The sequence below is a fragment of the Pseudomonas koreensis genome, from assembly GCF_012986595.1.
Taxonomy (GTDB): Bacteria; Pseudomonadota; Gammaproteobacteria; order Pseudomonadales; family Pseudomonadaceae; genus Aquipseudomonas; species Aquipseudomonas koreensis.
The window spans coordinates 507,659-524,861 of record NZ_JAAQYM010000003.1; the positions used below are offsets into that span (position 1 = coordinate 507,659).

At 62.3% G+C, this 17,203-nt stretch carries 13 protein-coding genes; all 13 read right to left on the reverse strand.

The annotated features are described in order from the left end of the window. Positions 1 to 3: 3 nt before the first annotated feature. Complete coding sequence (locus tag HBN98_RS11880; RefSeq protein ID WP_083367535.1) at positions 4 to 1,005, reverse strand: serine/threonine-protein kinase; 1,002 nt, start codon at positions 1,003 to 1,005, stop codon at positions 4 to 6. Beyond that, on the reverse strand, positions 1,002 to 1,730 hold the full coding sequence (locus tag HBN98_RS11885; RefSeq protein WP_027610389.1) for a PP2C family protein-serine/threonine phosphatase: 729 nt from the start codon (positions 1,728 to 1,730) through the stop codon (positions 1,002 to 1,004). Before HBN98_RS11885 ends, HBN98_RS11880 begins: the two co-directional genes overlap by 4 nt. Continuing rightward, positions 1,730 to 5,269 (reverse strand): type VI secretion system membrane subunit TssM, encoded by a 3,540-nt coding sequence (gene tssM, locus HBN98_RS11890; RefSeq protein WP_083367534.1) that lies wholly within the window; start codon positions 5,267 to 5,269, stop codon positions 1,730 to 1,732. Before tssM ends, HBN98_RS11885 begins: the two co-directional genes overlap by 1 nt. A gap of 12 nt (positions 5,270 to 5,281) precedes the next feature. Next, a complete protein-coding gene (gene icmH / locus HBN98_RS11895; RefSeq protein WP_003229559.1) occupies positions 5,282 to 6,157 on the reverse strand; it encodes a type IVB secretion system protein IcmH/DotU in 876 nt (291 codons plus the stop codon). Positions 6,158 to 6,162: 5 nt separating this feature from the next. Beyond that, a complete protein-coding gene (tssK, locus tag HBN98_RS11900; protein ID WP_007962327.1) occupies positions 6,163 to 7,494 on the reverse strand; it encodes a type VI secretion system baseplate subunit TssK in 1,332 nt (443 codons plus the stop codon). Positions 7,495 to 7,496: 2 nt separating this feature from the next. Beyond that, positions 7,497 to 7,997, reverse strand: a complete 501-nt coding sequence (gene tssJ, locus HBN98_RS11905) for a type VI secretion system lipoprotein TssJ (RefSeq protein WP_007962325.1) — start codon at positions 7,995 to 7,997, stop codon at positions 7,497 to 7,499. Positions 7,998 to 8,002: 5 nt separating this feature from the next. Further along, positions 8,003 to 9,196 carry a type VI secretion system-associated FHA domain protein TagH gene (tagH, locus tag HBN98_RS11910; protein ID WP_083367533.1) on the reverse strand — a complete coding sequence of 398 codons (1,194 nt, stop codon included), beginning with the start codon at positions 9,194 to 9,196 and terminating at the stop codon, positions 8,003 to 8,005. Positions 9,197 to 9,214: 18 nt separating this feature from the next. Beyond that, on the reverse strand, positions 9,215 to 9,355 hold the full coding sequence (locus HBN98_RS11915; protein ID WP_003229566.1) for a hypothetical protein: 141 nt from the start codon (positions 9,353 to 9,355) through the stop codon (positions 9,215 to 9,217). 315 nt (positions 9,356 to 9,670) lie between these two features. Beyond that, complete coding sequence (locus HBN98_RS11920) at positions 9,671 to 11,191, reverse strand: sigma-54 interaction domain-containing protein (protein WP_083367531.1); 1,521 nt, start codon at positions 11,189 to 11,191, stop codon at positions 9,671 to 9,673. A gap of 10 nt (positions 11,192 to 11,201) precedes the next feature. Continuing rightward, positions 11,202 to 13,859: a type VI secretion system ATPase TssH gene (gene tssH, locus HBN98_RS11925; RefSeq protein ID WP_083367530.1), complete on the reverse strand. Its 2,658-nt coding sequence runs from the start codon at positions 13,857 to 13,859 to the stop codon at positions 11,202 to 11,204. A gap of 11 nt (positions 13,860 to 13,870) precedes the next feature. Next, positions 13,871 to 14,878 (reverse strand): type VI secretion system baseplate subunit TssG, encoded by a 1,008-nt coding sequence (gene tssG / locus HBN98_RS11930; protein WP_064589840.1) that lies wholly within the window; start codon positions 14,876 to 14,878, stop codon positions 13,871 to 13,873. After that, positions 14,842 to 16,629 (reverse strand): type VI secretion system baseplate subunit TssF, encoded by a 1,788-nt coding sequence (gene tssF, locus HBN98_RS11935; protein WP_083367529.1) that lies wholly within the window; start codon positions 16,627 to 16,629, stop codon positions 14,842 to 14,844. Before tssF ends, tssG begins: the two co-directional genes overlap by 37 nt. Before the next feature lie 124 nt (positions 16,630 to 16,753). Beyond that, complete coding sequence (locus HBN98_RS11940; RefSeq protein WP_151101614.1) at positions 16,754 to 17,167, reverse strand: hypothetical protein; 414 nt, start codon at positions 17,165 to 17,167, stop codon at positions 16,754 to 16,756. Between the last annotated feature and the right edge of the window lie 36 nt (positions 17,168 to 17,203).

The window sequence follows — 17,203 nt, forward strand, 5'->3', positions numbered from 1 at the left end:
CCGTTACGCCCGAAGTCGCAACCGTTGCAGCCAGGACGAAGTGGCGCCCAAGGCGTCACGCAATTGTTCGGCAGTGATGGTGCGTTCTGCCGCATTGAAGCTCAGCGCGGTTCGCAGCGCTGGCCAGCCGTGTTTCGGTAAGTTCGCCGGGGCTTGCAGCTCGCGCTCCAGGTGCTCGTCGCGAGCCTGGGTCGAGGGCAAGCGGCGGAACGGGTGTTTGCCGCTCGCCAGTTCATAGATCACGCAGGCCACGCCGTACACGTCCGCGCTGGCCGACAACGGTTGGCCCTCAAGCAGTTCGGGGGCGGCGTAGCCCGGGGTCCAGGCATTGAAACGCTCGCGGCTCAGGTGCGGCAGGCCGGGCAAGGTGCCCTCTTCTGCTTGGCCCAAGCCGAAGTCAAAAAGGCGCAGGCCGTCTTCGCTGAGCATGACGTTGCTAGGTTTCATGTCACCGTGCAGCACGCCGCGACGGTGGGCGTAGGCCAGCGTATCGAGCAGCGGCAGCGCGATGTCGCGCGTTTCTTTCCACGGCAGGCCCAGGGGCCGCTCGCAGAGCAATTTGTCCAAGGTCAGGCCACGCATGTATTCCATGGTGATGAAGGCCCGCTGGCAGTCGGTGTCGACTTCAAAAGTGTGTGCACGCACGACGTTGTCGTGGCGCAGGCGTCGGGTCAGGGCGAACTCGCTGTAGAGCAAGGCACTGGCGTCCGGCGACTCGGCAAATTCTTCGCTGAGGATTTTCAGCGCAATGTAAGGGTCGGGATCGCCGAACTGCTCGTGCAGCAGGTCCCGCGCCCGATAGACCGCACCCATGCCGCCCGCCCCGAGCAGACGCTCGAGGTGGTAGCGGCCGGCGAGTACGTCCGGCAGTGCACCGATGCTGGCCTTGGTCGGCGCCAGCAACGGCTCGGCGTTGTTTGCCTTGGCGAAGGCGAAGTAGGTCAGGTTGTTGGCCTGTTCTTCGCTCATCAGCACGTCATCGATTGGCGATTCGATTTCACTCATTGGCGGATCACCACGGCAGTCAGGTTGTCCCGGGCGGCGCCCCGCAGGGCACCGTCGAACAGACGTTCCAGCGCCACGTGCGGCGCACTCAGGCTGAGCGCGTTGCCAAGGGCATCGCTGCTCAGGCCCTGATACAAACCATCGCTGCACAACAAGAACGCATCGCCCGGATAGACCTCGAGTTCGAGGACATCCAGGGTCAGCTGCTCAGCGGCGCCGACGGCTCGGGTCAAGGCCTGAGCTGCCGGATGCGCCGCCGCCTGTTCAACGCTCATTTGCTGTTCGTCGATCAGTTGCTGTTGCAGCGAATGGTCCTTGGACAGCTGATACAGCCGCTGCCCGCGCCACATATAGCAACGGCTGTCGCCGGCCCAGATGCAGGCCGCGCGATTGCCTTCCACCAACAGCGCCACGACGGTGCTGCCCATGATGCTGTCGTGACGTCCGGCGGTGACCGTCAACTCTTGCCCCAGGCGCCGGTTCAGCCAGTGCAGGCACTGGCGGATGGCTTTGAGGCGTTCGTCGAAGTCCTCGTGTTGCGGCAGTTCAGCCAGGCTGGCGACGATCAACTGGCTGGCTATGTCGCCCCCCTGATGACCGCCCATGCCGTCCGCGACCACCCACAGCCCCTGCTGCGGCGAGTCGAGGAAGGCATCTTCGTTGCGCGCCCGCACCTTGCCCGGGTCGGTACGCGCCGCGCTACGCCAGGGACTGGCCACCAGCATCAGAGCTGCACCGGCATACGGAAGGTGCGCAGCACGCCCATGTCGAACGGATTCGGCGTGCGCTGGCTGGTCAGCAGGTAGTTGGCGCGCAGGCCACCCACGTCGGCTTTCAGCACCAGCACGTCGCGACCGCTCAGGTACTCGGTCTGCATCAGGTCGAACAGACGGAACAGCGACCATGGGCCGGAGTTCTTCTCGATACCGATCGGACGCCCGGCCATCTTGTCCATCACCAGGCTGGTGCGACCGTCTTCAGCATCGGTCGGCCACTTGAACGATACCGGCACAATCGGGCCGTGACGGTATTCGATGGTCTTGTCGCCAAACTTGAACTCGGAACGGCTCACCGCCGGGTCGAGGGTGTACGGTTCCAGTTTGAACTGCACGGTCGGCTCGGCCGGGTTGATCGAGAAGAAGCTCTGGCGAATGGTCAGGGCTGCCGCCATCTGGTCGAGATACATCTTCGACACCGGCAGGCTGTGACCGTCGACGCTGCGCATCCGGTAGTTGCCCGGATCACCGCTGACGAACGGACGCATGTAGCTGTCGAAGAAGCGGTCGACGGTGCCTTGAGCCCGGAAGAACTCGCGGAAGTCGCTGATCGCCACGTCGCTGGTGCTGCTGGCGCTGAACGGATAACGCTTGCTGATGGTTTTGCCATACACGCTGTACAGCTCGTTCTGATAACGGCCGTTCAGGTATTGGTAGGCATCGTTGAGCACCAGGCGCCACGAGTCTTCGGCCAGTACGTTGAACCACACGCTCAGCGGACGCGGCAGGCGACCCGAGGCGGCACGCAGGTTGGTCAGCGCATCACGCTGGCCGCTCATGCGGGTTTTCGCCAGTTCGAACGCGGCTTGTTCCGGTGTACTGGAGCGGGCCAGACCGGACAGTTGCAGTTGCAGGTCGTTGAGCGCGCTGAGGGCCGGAGTCAGGTCAGCGGCCGGGCCGTTGTTGTCATCGAGCAAACGATGCAGCGGCTCGAAGCGGCGTTGCAGCGACTTCTTCGCGGTGTCCGGCAGGCTTTTCGCCACGGCCATCGCCGAAGCCTTGTCGGCGACAGCCGAGGCCAGCTTGCCGACCTTGCCCAGTTTGCCTTTCTGCCCGGCGAGCGCATCAGCAGCATCACCGGCTTCATCCACCGGATCGGCAGCGGCCGGGAAGCGCGTGTTCTCGCGTACTTCAGTGAGCAAAGCCAGCACCGGCGAGTTGGCCGACGTCAGGCCCGCCAGTTGCTCGGCGCCTTCACCGGCGTCGCTGATCGGCGGCAAGGCCACCTGGCCAACGGCCTCACTCCAGTAGTTGGCGTAGTCGCGGAAGTACAGTTGCTCCAGCTCGACCATCAGGCGACGCAAGTCCATGTCGCTGATGCCCGCGCCTTCGCCCAGCACCCAGTTGTCACGCAGAATGTCGGTGACCAGCGCCGAACCCTGCACCGAGAAATACTGCTGGTAACCCTGCTGGGTGTAGAACCCCGGGATCACGTATTCGGTGCCGATGAACAGCGAGCCCTGCGGGCCGAGGTGTTGACTGAAACGGTATTCCGGCAGGTTGCGCGCTTGCTCGCGGAGCATGCGGTAAACCACGGTGGCCAGCGATTCGGCGCGCAGGACCTGACGTGCCTGTGTCACCAACTGATCGTTCAGCGGGTAGATGAACGGCTGCTTCAGCAGGCGCTCGAGGTGGGTGTTCAGGCCGTTCTGTACCGCGGTGTTGCCGGTGTAGCGCTGCGACCAGTCAGTGGCGACCCAGTCCTTGAGCCACGCGGCGTCGCGACGGTCTTTCATGTTCAGCATCAGGTACGCACGCAGGCTGTTGAGCAGCTTTTCGCGGTCCTTCATGTTGGCGCGGATCTGCCCTTCGAGCGTGGTCGCGACCCGCGGCAGCAACTGCGCTTCGAGCTCGTGCTCGTAGGCTTGCTTGACCACCGGATTGACGTCTTCGCCCTGATACAGACCGCCACGCTCGTGGTACGAGACGTCGCCCTTCTTCGGGAACACTTGAGTCGCGGCGTAGCTGGTGTCGAGGGTTTTCAGCACGCCCATCGCATCATCACGCGGGGGCAGCGCCGAACGCTGCTGAGTCCAGTTCTGCGCCAGTGTGCGCAGGTTTTCCAGACGTTCGTAGTTGGCCGAGAACCCGCCGGCCCAGAGCATGCCGAACAGCGCCAGTGCCGCCAGTGCGCCGACATACAGCGCACGCTGGCCCCAATGGATGCGGCTGCGCTCGCGCTTGTCGAGGCCGGCCAGATCCGACTCCGGGAAAATCACCCGGCTGAACAGATGATGGATGAAACGTGAACGGCCACTGCGCAGGGTCGGCAGCACGCCAGCATTCATGCCAAGGTTGGCGCCGATGCCGGCGGTGGTCGCGTCCATTTCCTGAGTCAGGTGCGGGGCGCTGGTCAGGTAGAAACCACGCAGCAGCGAGGCGCGCTGGTAACGGTTGCCGGTGAACGCCATATCCACGAACAGGCACAGCCGCTCGCCGATCTGCCCCAGTTGATGCGGGAAATCGAGAATGCGGCCACGGCGCTGGGTATCGCGCTCGGAGTGCATGCGCATGATCACCTGATTGTTCAGGCGCCGCAGCAGCTCTTCGAACTCGCCGCGCAGTACAGCGACGTCGGTGCCAATCTGATCCTTGCGGAAACTGGTGCCCAACACCTGATCGCTTTCTTCGCGGGTCAGTTGATCGAAGAACTCGTCGAAACCGAGCAGCTTGTCAGCCTTGCTCAGCACCAGATACACCGGCACATCGACGTGCAGTTTCTGATAGACGTCTTGCAGACGACCACGCACCTGGCGCGCCAGGGTATCGATGTCCTGCTCGCTGCCACCGATCAGGGATTCCACCGGAATGGTCACCAGCACACCGTTCAACGGACGCCCGCGACGGCGCTTGCGCAGCAACTCGAGCAAGGTGGTCCAGGCACTGCCGTCGACTTCCGCGTCCGGCTGCGTGGTGTAGCGACCGGCGGTGTCGATCAGCACACCGTGATCGGCGAAGTACCAGTCGCAATGACGGGTGCCGAGGGTGTCGCGGGTCAGCTTGCGGTCGATCTTGTTGATCGGGAATTCCAGACCGGAGAAGTCCAGCAGGCTGGTCTTGCCGGAGGCCTGCGGACCGATCAGCAGGTACCACGGCAAGTCGTTGCGCCAGCGTTCGCTGCGGCCGCGATACAGGCTCGAAGTCTTCAGGGTTTTCAGCGCGTCCTTGAAGCGCGCCTTCAACTCTTTCTGCTCTTCTTCGATCAGCTCGTCACGACGAATGCGATCCTGGCCGTCTTCGGTTTCTTCGACGGCTTTCTTGCGGATACCCGCGCGCCAGCTGACGAAGACCATGGTCAGGCCCCAGATCAGGAACAGCACGCTGATGGTCAGCAGACGCGAGGTCGCGCTTTCCCAGAACTTGTAGTCATCCACTGCCAACAACGGACCGACGAACCACACCAGCAGTGCCACGAACAGCACCAGCAGCAGGGTCCAGACCCAGGTCTGGCGCAGGAAGGCGCCGACTTTCTTGAAAAACTTTTTCATCACACGTCCCTGTTACGGCTGCGACTGCGGTTGAACCGCGGCCGGATCAAGCGGCTGATAAGGTTGCAGAACGGTGTCGCGCTGCTCGCCCAGGACCCAGGCAAAGCCCGAATACATCACCACCAGGCAGACCAACGTGAACAGCACCACCATCCACGCCGGCACGATGCGCACCAGGTTGCGGCGCTGATCGTTGAGGCCTTCCCAGTGCGGCGACAACTCGCGCGGCACGTCGCCACGCAACTGACGGATCTGCCGGTACAGGGCGTCGCGGATGCCTTCGAGTTCGAGCATGCCACGCGCCTGCACGCGGTACTTGCCCTCGAAACCGAGGGACAGGCACAGGTACATCAGCTCAAGCATCGGCAGGTGTTTGACCGGGTTCTTCGACAGGCGATCGAGCAGTTGGAAGAACTTCTCGCCACCAAAGGTCTCGTTGTGGAAGCTGCTGAGCAGGCTCATCTGCGACCATTCGCTTTCGTTGCCCCACGGCGTGGTCACGACCGCTTCGTCGACCACGGTGCAGAGCACGTAACGGGCGGCCATCACCTGGCTGCTTTCGGCGCCGTTGTGCAGGGCGCGCACTTCAAACAGCTTGAGCCCGGCGGTCAGACGCTCGTTGAGCGCGTAGAGGTCTTCGCGGGTTTCGCTGTGCTTGAGGCGCACCACTTCCGAGAGCAGTTCGGACGACGCCGCCACCAGCGAATTGAGGCTGATGTTGAAGGCCTCCGCCGGGCGCAGGCGCGCGGCGTAGATCATCCGTTCTTCCAGTTGCTCGAAGCGCGGTGGCGCGGCGAAGTCGGTCAGCGGACTTGCTGCCGGTCCGTGGCCCTGACGATCGAGCAGGACGGTTTTGTCGTCCTGGTTGTAATCCGTTTCCTTGATCATGTCGGTCAGTTCCTGATGGCCCAGAATTTCAGTTCAAGCTCGGCAAATTCGCCGGACACGTGGAACGCGAAGCCGCCGGAGCGCTCGAGTTGCGCCAGGTCTTCGGAACTGAGTTCGAGGATGAAGTAGGTTTTGTTCGAGTGGAACGCGATCTGCCGCGGGGCCACCGGCAACGGTTTGACCTTGATCCCCGGCAAGTGCAGGTTGACCAGTTGGCGGATGCGCTCCACCGGGCCGACCTTGAGGTGCGCCGGCAAGCGGTGGCGCAGTTCTTCGGAGTCGCAGTTGGCACTCGCCGCCAGCACGAACGAAGCCGAGCCCAGCAGTTTGTGGTCGTGCAACGGCGAAACGATGATGCCGTACTGACGCGCTTGCAGGATCAGCTCGATGGCGTGCTGTTCCAGCACCATCGACAGCACCTGACGAATCGCTTCCATCAGTTTGCGGAAGCTCGCGCCCTGATCGGCGTGGGAATAACGGCTGTCCAGACGCGGACGCTTGCTGTCGCTGGAGAAGGTCGCCAGATCGCCGAGCATGGTCAGCAGCGTGCGGTACAACTCTTCGGGGTGCACCTGCTCCAGACCCAGGTAATGGCGCAGCAGCAGTTCGGTGCGGTTGATCAGTTGCAGCATCATGAAGTCACCGACTTCCGCACCGCCAACCTTGCCGTTGGAGCGAATCCGCTCGGCAATCGTGTCGCCCCGATGGTTGAGCATGCTGATGACTTCTTTCAGGCACGACAGCAGATAGCTGGACGCGTGGGCCTGAATGTAGGTCGGCACAAAGTCCGGATCGAGGCTGATCACGCCGTCGGGCGTGGTGTCGAGCACGTCGCAGATCTTCAGCTTCACGTAGGCCTGATCGCTCTGCTGCTCGCCGAGCAGCAGTTTGAAGTCCGGGCGGCCACAGCTGACCTGGCTGGCGGAATCGTCGCCGGCGTTGGAGTCAGCCACTTCGGCGTCATACGCGGTGTAACGCGCCAGCACGTCGGATTGCTCCGGACGGCGCGCTTCGATGTGGTTACCGGTAACCAACGGCAGCGCCAGGTAGATCGGTGTGTTGCCGGTGTTCGGCGGCACATCCAGTGCCAGCGGTTCGGTGTTGCCGCCGAGTTCGAACAGGCTGCCGTCCGGCAGGATCCCCGACGCGGCACTGATCACCAGTTTGCCCATGTTGAGGAACTGCAGGTCGATCTCCAGATTGAGGAAACCCCAGGTGTAGCCACCCAGCAATTGGGTGCGGGTTTTCATCTGGTGATCGTAATAGCGATCGTTGTGCTGGAAGTGCTGCGGCCGCAGCAGCATGCCTTCCTGCCAAATGACTTTATGGGTATTCATGTTCAGTCATCCGCCTTGGCGAGCGCTTCATGGGTGTTGCGGATACCCGCCTGATCCAGGGTCAGATCAGCTTCGGTCAGCTCCAGCGGCGTGACCTGCACGGTGTAGCGCCACTTGGTTTCCGGCAGATCGCGGTAGGCGGCGAGAACGCCGACGTAGCGGCTGCCCTCCTCCACGCTGAGCTTCATTTCCACGGTTTCACCCGGGCGCAGTTCGAGTTCTTCGCTGGCCACCAGATCCGGGTTGAGGGATTCCTTGGCGCGCTCGTAGAGGCTGAAGAAATCAGCGTTCTCGAAGGTCACCGGGTGCTTGAGTTCGAACAAGCGCACGACGATCGGCGACGGGCGACCGTTGAGGTCCGGGTTGAGCTGATCGCTGCCGGTCAGCTTCAGGTTGATCTTGGTCACTTTCGAGTACGGCGACAGCGACGAGCAACCGGCCAGCAGCACCAGCACGGTGAGCGCAGTCAGCGTCTTGAAAAAAGCGGTCGAGCGGCGAGACATGCGCATCATCCTTGGTGGTCGGTGTGGAGGGTGGAGATCAGGCGGATCTGTTCTTCGTAGGCCTGGGCGAAGTCGCGGGCCAGCAGACGCTCGCTCCAGTCATCGTCCTGACGAAGTGCCTGGTGGTAACGGCCGAACGCTCTCCAGCGTCCGCCCGAGGTGGCGATCAACGGTTTGTTGTCGCGCTCGAAACGCAGGGTCAGTTGCTCTGGCGAGAAGTGCTCCAGAGTGCCGCGTACGGCGGCGCGGCTGGCGGTGAGCAAAGCCACCTGATGCGCCTGCAGATCGCGGAACGCCCGAGAGATCGCCTGTTCGGCCGGCAGATGACCGGGCTTGTGCGGCTGCAACAGAATCTCCAGCGCTTCGCTCGGATCGACGGCGAATTTCAGCGGGTTCTTGTTGGTGCCTTGCACGGTGGTCTGGGCCAGACGCAGTTCGTTTTTCAGCTCCGAACGAGTCCGCAGGCTCTGCTGCAAACCGCCGATGCTCTGGCGCAGCAGACGCGCGGCGTTCAGCGCCAAGGCTTCGCGGGCGTCGTGATCCAGGCTTTTGACATCCACGCCCAGCGCCGCGCCGAAATGCTCCCAGAACCCTTCGCTCTGACGCTCGACGGCTTTCGGGGCCGGAGCTGGCTCGGGTTCAACCGGGGCAATCAGCTCCGGCACCATCAGGCTTTCCATGTCGATGCGCGCGTAGTCGGCACGCTGGCGGGTGTCTTCCGGCTTGGTGTTCGGTGCCAGCAGCTCGTCGATTTCCGAGTACACGCGCTCTTGCTGTTCGAGGGCGTTGAGCGGATCGAGATCGAGAAACGCGTCGTCCGGAATGATGCTGCCGGCGGCACGCGGACGGCCGACTTCACCGTCGAAGGTCGCCGGGTCACGCACCAGCCGTGCACGGATCTCGAAGTCGCCGAGCACGTAGGTGCTGCCGTGCTCGATGCGCACCGGTTCACCCTTGTGCAGGCGCGCGCCGCTGTCGCCGTCCTGGACACCGTTGCTGCTGGTGTCGGTCAGGAAAAACGTGCCCTCGCGGTAGCTGACAATCGCGTGGTGATTGGACAGATGACGCTTGCGGTCAGGAATGATCCAGTCGCAGTCCTCGCCCCGCCCGATCACGCCGCCGGCCTGTTTGAAGGTCTTCTGGCACAACTCGGTGGGCACGAACTGCTTGGTGTTCAGCATTTCGAAAACCAGTTCCATGTTTGATGCTCCTTGCGGTCACTTGCCGCGATTGACCGCTTGCGGATCACCCAACGGGCGATAGTCGTTGTCGTTGAATTTGTAATTGCCGCTACAGCCGCCAAGGCCGCATAGAACGACGAGGGTCAGCAGGACAGCGTGCCAGTGACGAACAGACATCAGAGGGTCTCCAGGGGTAGACAAAGCACAAAGCGCCGACCCTTGCGGGCGGCGCTGAAATTAATTCTTTGGGAGGTTTCGAAGGCTCTACATCGGGGCCTTGAGCCAGACCATCGAGGTACAAGTACCTCTTGTGGCAAGTGAGCAATTTGTGGCGAGGGAGCTTGCTCCCGCCGGGGTGCGCAGCAGCCCCAAAACCAGACACTGCGGTGCCTCAGGGAAACCAAGTTCATCGGGTTGCGACTGCTGCGCAGCCGAGCGGGAGCAAGCTCCCTCGCCACAGGGGAATATTCCGATTCAGGACACTTCTGCAGATCAACCATCGAAGTCACCCAAATTGATATTCAGGCGCCCGAGGCGGTACAGAAGCGTACGGCGCGGCAAGCCCAGTTCGCGGGCGGCGAGGGTCTGGTTGCCGTCGTTCTTGCGCAGGCAGTCGAGCAACAGCGTGCGTTCGACCTTTTCCAGGCGTTCGCGCAGATTCAGGCCGCTGTGGTCTTCGGGCATCGGCTCCATACGCAGAGAGAAATGCTCGGCCAGCAACTCACCGCCCTCGCACAACAGCACGGCGCGTTCGACCAGGGCCTTGAGTTCACGCACGTTGCCGGGGAAGTTGTACCCGGACAGATGTTCCAGCGCCGCGCTCGACCAGCGCACCGGATCACGCTGCAAATACGCGCAGGTCTTCTCGGCGAAGTGGTGGGCCAGCTCAAGGATGTCGCCTTCACGCTGACGCAACGCCGGCAGCTCGATCGGGAACTGCGCGAGGCGGTAGTAAAGGTCCTCGCGGAATTTGCCTTCGCTGACCAGCGTCGACAGATCGCGGTGCGTCGCGGCGATGATGCGCACGTCGATCTTGTGGGTGTCGTTGGAACCCAGCGGGCGAATCTCGCCTTCCTGCAACACACGCAATATCTTCGCTTGCAACGACAGCGGCATGTCGCCGATCTCGTCGAGCAACAGCGTGCCACCGTTGGCCGCATCGAACAGACCCGCACGGTCACGGTCGGCACCGGTGAAAGCACCTTTGCGATAGCCGAACAGTTCGCTTTCCAGCAGGTTTTCCGGGACTGCCGCGCAGTTCTGCACGATGAACGCCTGAGAGCGACGCGGGCCGCAATCGTGAATCGCCCGCGCGACCACTTCTTTGCCGGTGCCGGTTTCGCCGCGCAACAGCACGGTGTACGGGCTGTGCAGGACTTTGCTGATCAACGAATGGGTCTGGCGCATCGCCGCGCTTTTGCCGATCAGGCCATAGCCGTTGATGCTCGGCACACTGCGCGCCACCGTGGCCGATTCCGCCAGCGGCTGGCGCAGACGCTGCAACAAGTGCAGTTGACCGAGCACGAACGAACCCAGCTGACCGAGCGAATCGGCAAAGCCTTGCAGGTCCACGCGACGACGACTGGCACACAGCAACAAGCCTTCGACCGCTTTGTGTTGATTGACCAGCGGCACGCACAGCAGCGATTGCCAGGCACCAGCAGTGGCCGGCAGAAAACTGGTTTCGTGCAGGCTGGCGCCCAGATCGTCGAGGCAGACCACGCGGTTCTGGCACAGGGCAAACTGCAGCAGTTGCTCACCGTTGTAGTCCGCCGGCAGGCTGGTGGCGGCGCGCGGTTGCAGCGCGCCGTCCAGGCATTCGGCGTTCATCCCCAGGCAGGTGTGGGTGGCGTCGAGCAGGTACAGCTGGGTCAATTCGCAACCGCTCAGCTCGGCCAGTCCACGCACGAAGTCACCCAGCAGCGCAGACCCGTCCGCCGCGCGCGACAGGCTGGCGAACTGCGCCAGCAAGGCTTCGGCATAGACCAGTGGCTGCGGCACTTGAGTGAACATCACACCCACCTCAGGCGAACTCGCACGTCACGCTGGCGTTGCCGTCGAGCGTGGCATGCACACGCTTGAGGCTTTCACCGGTGGCCATCGCATCAAGCAAGCGGTCGGCCACCAGCGGCAGCACGTGCTGGTCGAGCAGATGGTCGATCAGACGTGCGCCGCTCTCGCTTTGCGTGCAGCGCTCGGACAGGTGATCGACGAGGTTCTGACACCAGCTGAAATCCAGCTGACGACGGTTGAGGCGCTCGCCAAGACGACCGAGTTTGATCTCGATCAGCTCGCGCAACACCGGACCGCCGACCGGGTAATACGGGACCACTTTCATCCGCGCCAGCAGCGCCGGTTTGAAGTGTTTGCTCAGCACCGGGCGAATGGTCTCTTCGAGTAGCTCGGCGGTCGGACGGGCGCCGTCTTCGCAGAGGTCGCTGATCTTGTCGCTGCCCAGGTTCGAGGTCATCAGGATCAAGGTGTTGCGGAAGTCGATTTCGCGACCTTCGCCGTCGTTGGCCACGCCCTTGTCGAAGATCTGGTAGAACAGGTTGAGCACGTCCGGATCGGCCTTTTCGACTTCATCGAGCAACACCACCGAGTACGGCTTCTGGCGCACCGCTTCGGTGAGCATGCCGCCCTCGCCGTAACCGACGTAGCCCGGTGGCGCACCGATCAGACGCGAAACGGTGTGCTTCTCCTGGAACTCGGACATGTTGATGGTGGTGATGAAACGGTCGCCGCCATACAGCAGGTCAGCGAGGGCCAACGCGGTTTCGGTCTTGCCGACGCCGCTCGGGCCGACCAGCAGAAACACGCCGACCGGCGCATCAGGTTTGTTCAGGCCGGCGGCGGTGGCGCGCATCGAGCGGTCCAGTGCGTGCACGGCTTGCTCCTGGCCGCGGATCCGCGTGCGCAGATCGGTAGCGAAGCTGGCGACCTTGGCGTTGTGCTCGCGGGCCAGTTGCGCCAGCGGCACGCCGGTCCAGGCGCTGATCACTTCAGCCACCAGACGCGGGCAGACTTCGAAGCTGACCAGACGCTCTTTGACCTGCGCGGCCGTCAGCTCGCTGTGGGTCTTGTTCAGCTCGGCCTCCAGCGCTTCGACGCTCTGGCCTTCCTCGACCTCGGCAACGAGGGTTTCGATCACCGTGCCTTCGGCGTCTTCTTCAACACTGACGGTCGGCTCGACGGCGGCGGCTTCGCGGGCCTTGGCCAGTTGCTGACGCAGCTCCAGCAGGCGCTCGGCCAATGCTTTCTGTTCAGTCCACAGCGTTTCCAGCGCGAGCATCTCGCTTTCGGCTTCGTCCAGCCGCGCTTCCAGTGCGTCCAGTGCTTCGTGGTCGATCAGCAGACCGGCCTCGGCATCGCGACGCAGGGCCTGACGCTGACGGCCACCTTCAGCCAATTCGCCACGCAGGCGCTCAAGGCTTTCCGGGGCCGCGGCGAGGCTGATGCGCACCCGGGCACAGGCGGTGTCGAGAACGTCGACGGCTTTGTCCGGCAGTTGCCGACCGGCCAGATAACGCGCGGACAATTCGGCCGCCGAGACCACGGCGTCATCACGCAGGTAGATGCCGTGGCTTTTTTCGTAAACCTGGGCCAGACCCCGGAGGATGGTCACCGCTTCGCTGACGGTCGGTTCGTGCAGTTGCACGGGTTGGAAACGACGGGCAAGTGCCGGATCTTTCTCGAAGTATTTCTTGTACTCGGCCCAAGTGGTGGCGGCGATGGTGCGCAGTTCGCCACGCGCCAGTGCCGGCTTCAGCAGGTTGGCCGCGTCGGAACCGCCGGCATTGCCGCCCGCGCCGATCAGGGTGTGGGCTTCGTCGATGAACAGAATGATCGGTTTCGGCGAGGCTTTGACTTCGTCGATCACGCCTTTGAGACGACGCTCGAATTCACCTTTGACGCTGGCACCCGCCTGCAGCAGGCCCATGTCCAGCGACAGCAGTTCAACGCCCTTGAGCACCTGCGGCACTTCACCGGCAGCGATGCGCGAGGCCAGGCCTTCAACGATGGCGGTCTTACCGACGCCGGCTTCACCGACCACGATCGGGTTGTTCTTGCGGCGACGGGCGAGGATGTCGACCATCTGGCGGATCGCGCCATCGCGGCACAGCACCGGGTCGAGTTTGCCGTCGCGGGCCTGCTGGGTCAGGTTGTGGGTGAAGCGCTGCAGCAGCGATTCGCCCTGGGCTGCCGGCTTGCCATTGGCCGCCGGTTGCTCCTGTTGCGACAGGGCGAATTCTTTCAGGCGATCGATGTTCAATTTGGCGAGCAGCGGCTGATAACGGCTGCCGGCGTAGCGCATCGGGTTGCGCAGCAGGGCGAGGATCAGCGCGGCGTCTTCGACCTGGGTCTGGCCCAGTTCAAGGTTGGCCACCAGCAGCGCGTCTTGCAGCCACTGCACCAGCTCCGGGGCGAACACCGGGTTGCGCGAGGCGCTGTGTTCAACGCGAGATTGCAGCGCGGCGCTCAGTTCACCGGCGTCGACGTCTGCATCCTGCAGCGCGCGCGACAGCAAGCCGTTCGGACGCTCCAGCAGACCTAGCAGCAGGTCTTCGACGAGGATCTTGCTGCCGCCACGGGCCACGCAACGTTCGGCCGAACGCTCCAGGTCACGACGGGTTTCGGCGTCCAGCGCCTGGATGAGTTGTTGCAGGTCTACGTTGATCATGGCTCACGTCCTTAATGAATTTTGCTGCCCAGAGTCACCACGCCGTCTGCTTTCTCGCAGCCCAGCCAACTGGTCCAACCCAGGCGACAGTCGTTCTTCTCACCAATGCGCAGTTCGCGGATTTCTTCCGGGCGCAGCACCAGGCGAATGTCGTAATCGAGCGGGTCACGCAAGGTGAACCGCACCAGCGCACAGAGCGGCTGGTAACCGAAACCGATGGGCAGGAATTCGTGGAATCGCTCCCAGTCGAGTTCGGTGATGTGAATGCGGAATTTGCCGCTGCGGTCGCGCACTCGCTCGCCCAGGACCAGGTCTTCACCGAGCAGGCTGTTGGCGCGACCGAGGCGGTTGCGCTGCTCGTCGAGGATCTCCACGCGACGCTCGATGCACTGCTCGATGACCAGGTCTTCGTGCTTGAAGTAGTAACGCAGCACGGCTTCGATCAGCGCCGCGGAGTGCGCCCGCAAGCTGAGCAAGCCGAGGTACGGCAGCAGGCGTTTCCAGTTCAGCTCCTTGGCCTTGCGTATCTCGTCGCCGCCCAGACCGATCAGGGCGAACAACTGCGAGGAGAACGGGTCGATCGCGCCGCTCTGGAAACTGGCGCGATAGCGATACTTGCGCCAGATCGGCAGCATCAGCCGTTGCAGGCGATGGTGGAACAGGTCGAGGAAGTTGCGCGTCGGGTTGCCGTCCTCGCTGTCGCCCAACGCCTGTTCGCCATAGAACGCCGGCAGCGGCGAACCGGAACCGACCAGACCGATCAGGTTGAAACGGATGCGCGCGCGCATCTGCCCGTGCTCTTCGAAAAACTCCACACGATCGACGTCGCTGCGCGGAAAGCCCAGGCTCGGGTTGGCCTGGAACTCCACCTGATCGTACAAATCGTCTTCGCTCAGGTACGGGTGAGCATCGCGCAGCCGGTCGATCACCAGCAGCACGGCCTGAAACAGCGAGTACTCGCGTATTACCTTCGTCAGCCCGCTTAAAGCAGGGGCTGCAGGCCCATACGTGGTGTCCATTGGTACACCTCTCCCTGTGTGCTTTTTACCCGCAGCTCGTGATACGAATTGAGACTGGCGTAAAGCGCGAAAAACTCGTTAAGAACCGAGGCGAACACGAACAGGTCGCCCTCGCCGATATACCCTTCCGGATCGATGGTCAGTTCGGTGCGCAGACCGCGCACCGGCAAACCCCGATGCAGCCGGTCAACGTGGTGGTGCTTGATGTGCTTGAGGCCGCCGAGCAGGCGCTTGCTGACCTTCTCCGCGTGCTGGTCGTAGTAGCGCGGCAGGTCGTAGGTTTCGAGAATCACCTTCAACGCATTGACGTCCGCCAGCGACAGATAGTTGAGCGACATGTTGCTGATCAGCTTCCACAGGAAGTCACGGTTCAGCGGCGGCGCGAAGCTCGACGTGGCCGGGGTGATGTTGCGGAAGCTGAGGAACTCCGGGGTCTCTTCGCAGGCCATGCAGATGTCGCCAAGCTTGAGCTTGCGCGGCAGGTTCTGGTTGGTGCACATCAGCTCGATCGACAGGGTTTCGTGGGCCTCGGTGTGACGGATGCCGAAGCTCAGGTAGGTGTCAAGGCCGTCGTGCAGCAGCGACGAACGCTGGCGGATGCTGTAATGCGGACGGCTGTTGGGCACGTCAAAACTCGGGTCGTGCTCGAACGATTCGAACGGCACGTATTCCTGATAACCGAGGCCGCCAGGCTTCCAGCCGGTGACGGTTTCCACCGAGAACACGCCGCAGTTTTCCAGATCGTATTCCGCCGGCAGCAGCAGGTATTCATCCTGCTTGCCGTCGAGGCGGATCGGCAAGGCGTCGTGCGCGAACAGGTTGGCAATCGGCGTGCAGAACAGCTTCACGTTATCCAGGGTCGGACGCATGCGCATGATGCCGCTCTTGCGGATATCGAAACGCAGTTCCAGGCCGCGCATTTGCTTGAGGGTGTCTTCCGGCAACGCCTTGAGGATGTCCAGACCGTTGACGTCGACGAACAGGAACTTGTCCTGGAAGGCGAAGTATTCCTGCAGGTAGCGATAGCCACGGAAGGTGTTCAGCGGATACGGGATCAACGCTTCTTCTTCGGCAAAGCCCACCGGCTTGACCCGGTCGCCCGGAATCTTGAACGCCATGGGTTTGCCGGCCACGCCATCGATTGGCTTGCCGGCACCGTCGAGCGGGATCAGTTCGATGCCTTCCAGGTTGCGCAGCAGGCTCAGGTAGAGCATCTGGCTGATGTAGCGCTCACCGGCAAAGTGCAGGCGCAGCTTGCTCAGTTCCAGCTCACCGAGATGGCCGTCGGCGCTCATTTCCAGACGCAGACTGAGCAGCGAACCATCGCCCTTCACCGAGTAATTCAGCGCAGCCAGATCCAGCGGCAACACTTCAGTCGGGTAGCAGGTGCGGAAACGGCAGCGCACGTCTTCGATCGGTTTGCTTTCAACTGGCGTATCGCGCTCGACCACCAGCGCCGGGCCCGAACGCTTCAAAGGATCGAACTGCAGAATGCTGAACGCCGGCAGCGGGCGCATGTAGTTCGGCCACAGCAGCTGCATCAGCGAGTGGCTGAGCTCTGGCAGCTCGTCATCGAGCTTCTGCCGCAGCCGCCCGGTGAGGAACGCAAAACCTTCCAGCAACCGCTCCACATCCGGATCCCGCCCGGCCTGGCCCAGGAACGGCGCCAACGCCGGACTACGCTCGGCGAAACGGCGACCGAGTTGGCGCAGTGCGGTGAGTTCGCTTTGGTAGTAGTGGTTAAAGGACACGGGTTACCTGCCTGGTAGTGGAGCTCATGGAATAACTGTCCTGCGGATTACGCTTTAAGCCACGCATCCGAGGGCGTGGATTAATAAGCATAGGGTGAGACGAACGTAGCTGTTCATACTGCTATCAATTTTCCAGAATCTCGTAGGGTGTATTACTAATGAAAATATTCAGCCAATTTTCTTCCCATTGCGGCATGGAGATTATAAAAACCTTATCTTTCTTTTCGAAGGCGATCCAAGTAATTCCAACCTCAGCATCATCTTCGAATGTGCGCATATCCAATGACTGTGTATCATACAACGGGGTTCGATATACCTTTCCTGGGTCCTTTGAGTCGACAACTCTTAAATACGCCATACCGCCAAGCATGAAGATCCTGCCGACACGCACATTCTCAATTGTGTAGCGGCCCGAGGGGCTAGCTGTAGTTGTACTTGCAGGATACCCTAGCATTGCGTTTACGCAATAAACGAGCGACGCAATCAACACCAAGAGCAAACTGATAGGCACTAGCCATTTCTTTTTAAGCGTAGTCATTTTTTCGCCGCACCCGCTTCTACTGCTATTGTATAT

Excerpts from the sequence above, each read along its gene's own strand:
- icmH (WP_003229559.1), bottom strand. The coding sequence starts at position 6,157 with ATGATCAAGGAAACGGATTACAACCAGGACGACAAAACCGTCCTGCTC.
- HBN98_RS11915 (WP_003229566.1), bottom strand. The coding sequence starts at position 9,355 with ATGTCTGTTCGTCACTGGCACGCTGTCCTGCTGACCCTCGTCGTTCTA.
- tssG (WP_064589840.1), bottom strand. The coding sequence starts at position 14,878 with ATGGACACCACGTATGGGCCTGCAGCCCCTGCTTTAAGCGGGCTGACG.
- tssJ (WP_007962325.1), bottom strand. The coding sequence starts at position 7,997 with ATGTCTCGCCGCTCGACCGCTTTTTTCAAGACGCTGACTGCGCTCACC.
- HBN98_RS11940 (WP_151101614.1), bottom strand. The coding sequence starts at position 17,167 with ATGACTACGCTTAAAAAGAAATGGCTAGTGCCTATCAGTTTGCTCTTG.
- HBN98_RS11920 (WP_083367531.1), bottom strand. The coding sequence starts at position 11,191 with ATGTTCACTCAAGTGCCGCAGCCACTGGTCTATGCCGAAGCCTTGCTG.
- tssM (WP_083367534.1), bottom strand. The coding sequence starts at position 5,269 with ATGAAAAAGTTTTTCAAGAAAGTCGGCGCCTTCCTGCGCCAGACCTGG.
- HBN98_RS11885 (WP_027610389.1), bottom strand. The coding sequence starts at position 1,730 with ATGCTGGTGGCCAGTCCCTGGCGTAGCGCGGCGCGTACCGACCCGGGC.
- tssH (WP_083367530.1), bottom strand. The coding sequence starts at position 13,859 with ATGATCAACGTAGACCTGCAACAACTCATCCAGGCGCTGGACGCCGAA.
- tagH (WP_083367533.1), bottom strand. The coding sequence starts at position 9,196 with ATGGAACTGGTTTTCGAAATGCTGAACACCAAGCAGTTCGTGCCCACC.
- HBN98_RS11880 (WP_083367535.1), bottom strand. The coding sequence starts at position 1,005 with ATGAGTGAAATCGAATCGCCAATCGATGACGTGCTGATGAGCGAAGAA.
- tssK (WP_007962327.1), bottom strand. The coding sequence starts at position 7,494 with ATGAATACCCATAAAGTCATTTGGCAGGAAGGCATGCTGCTGCGGCCG.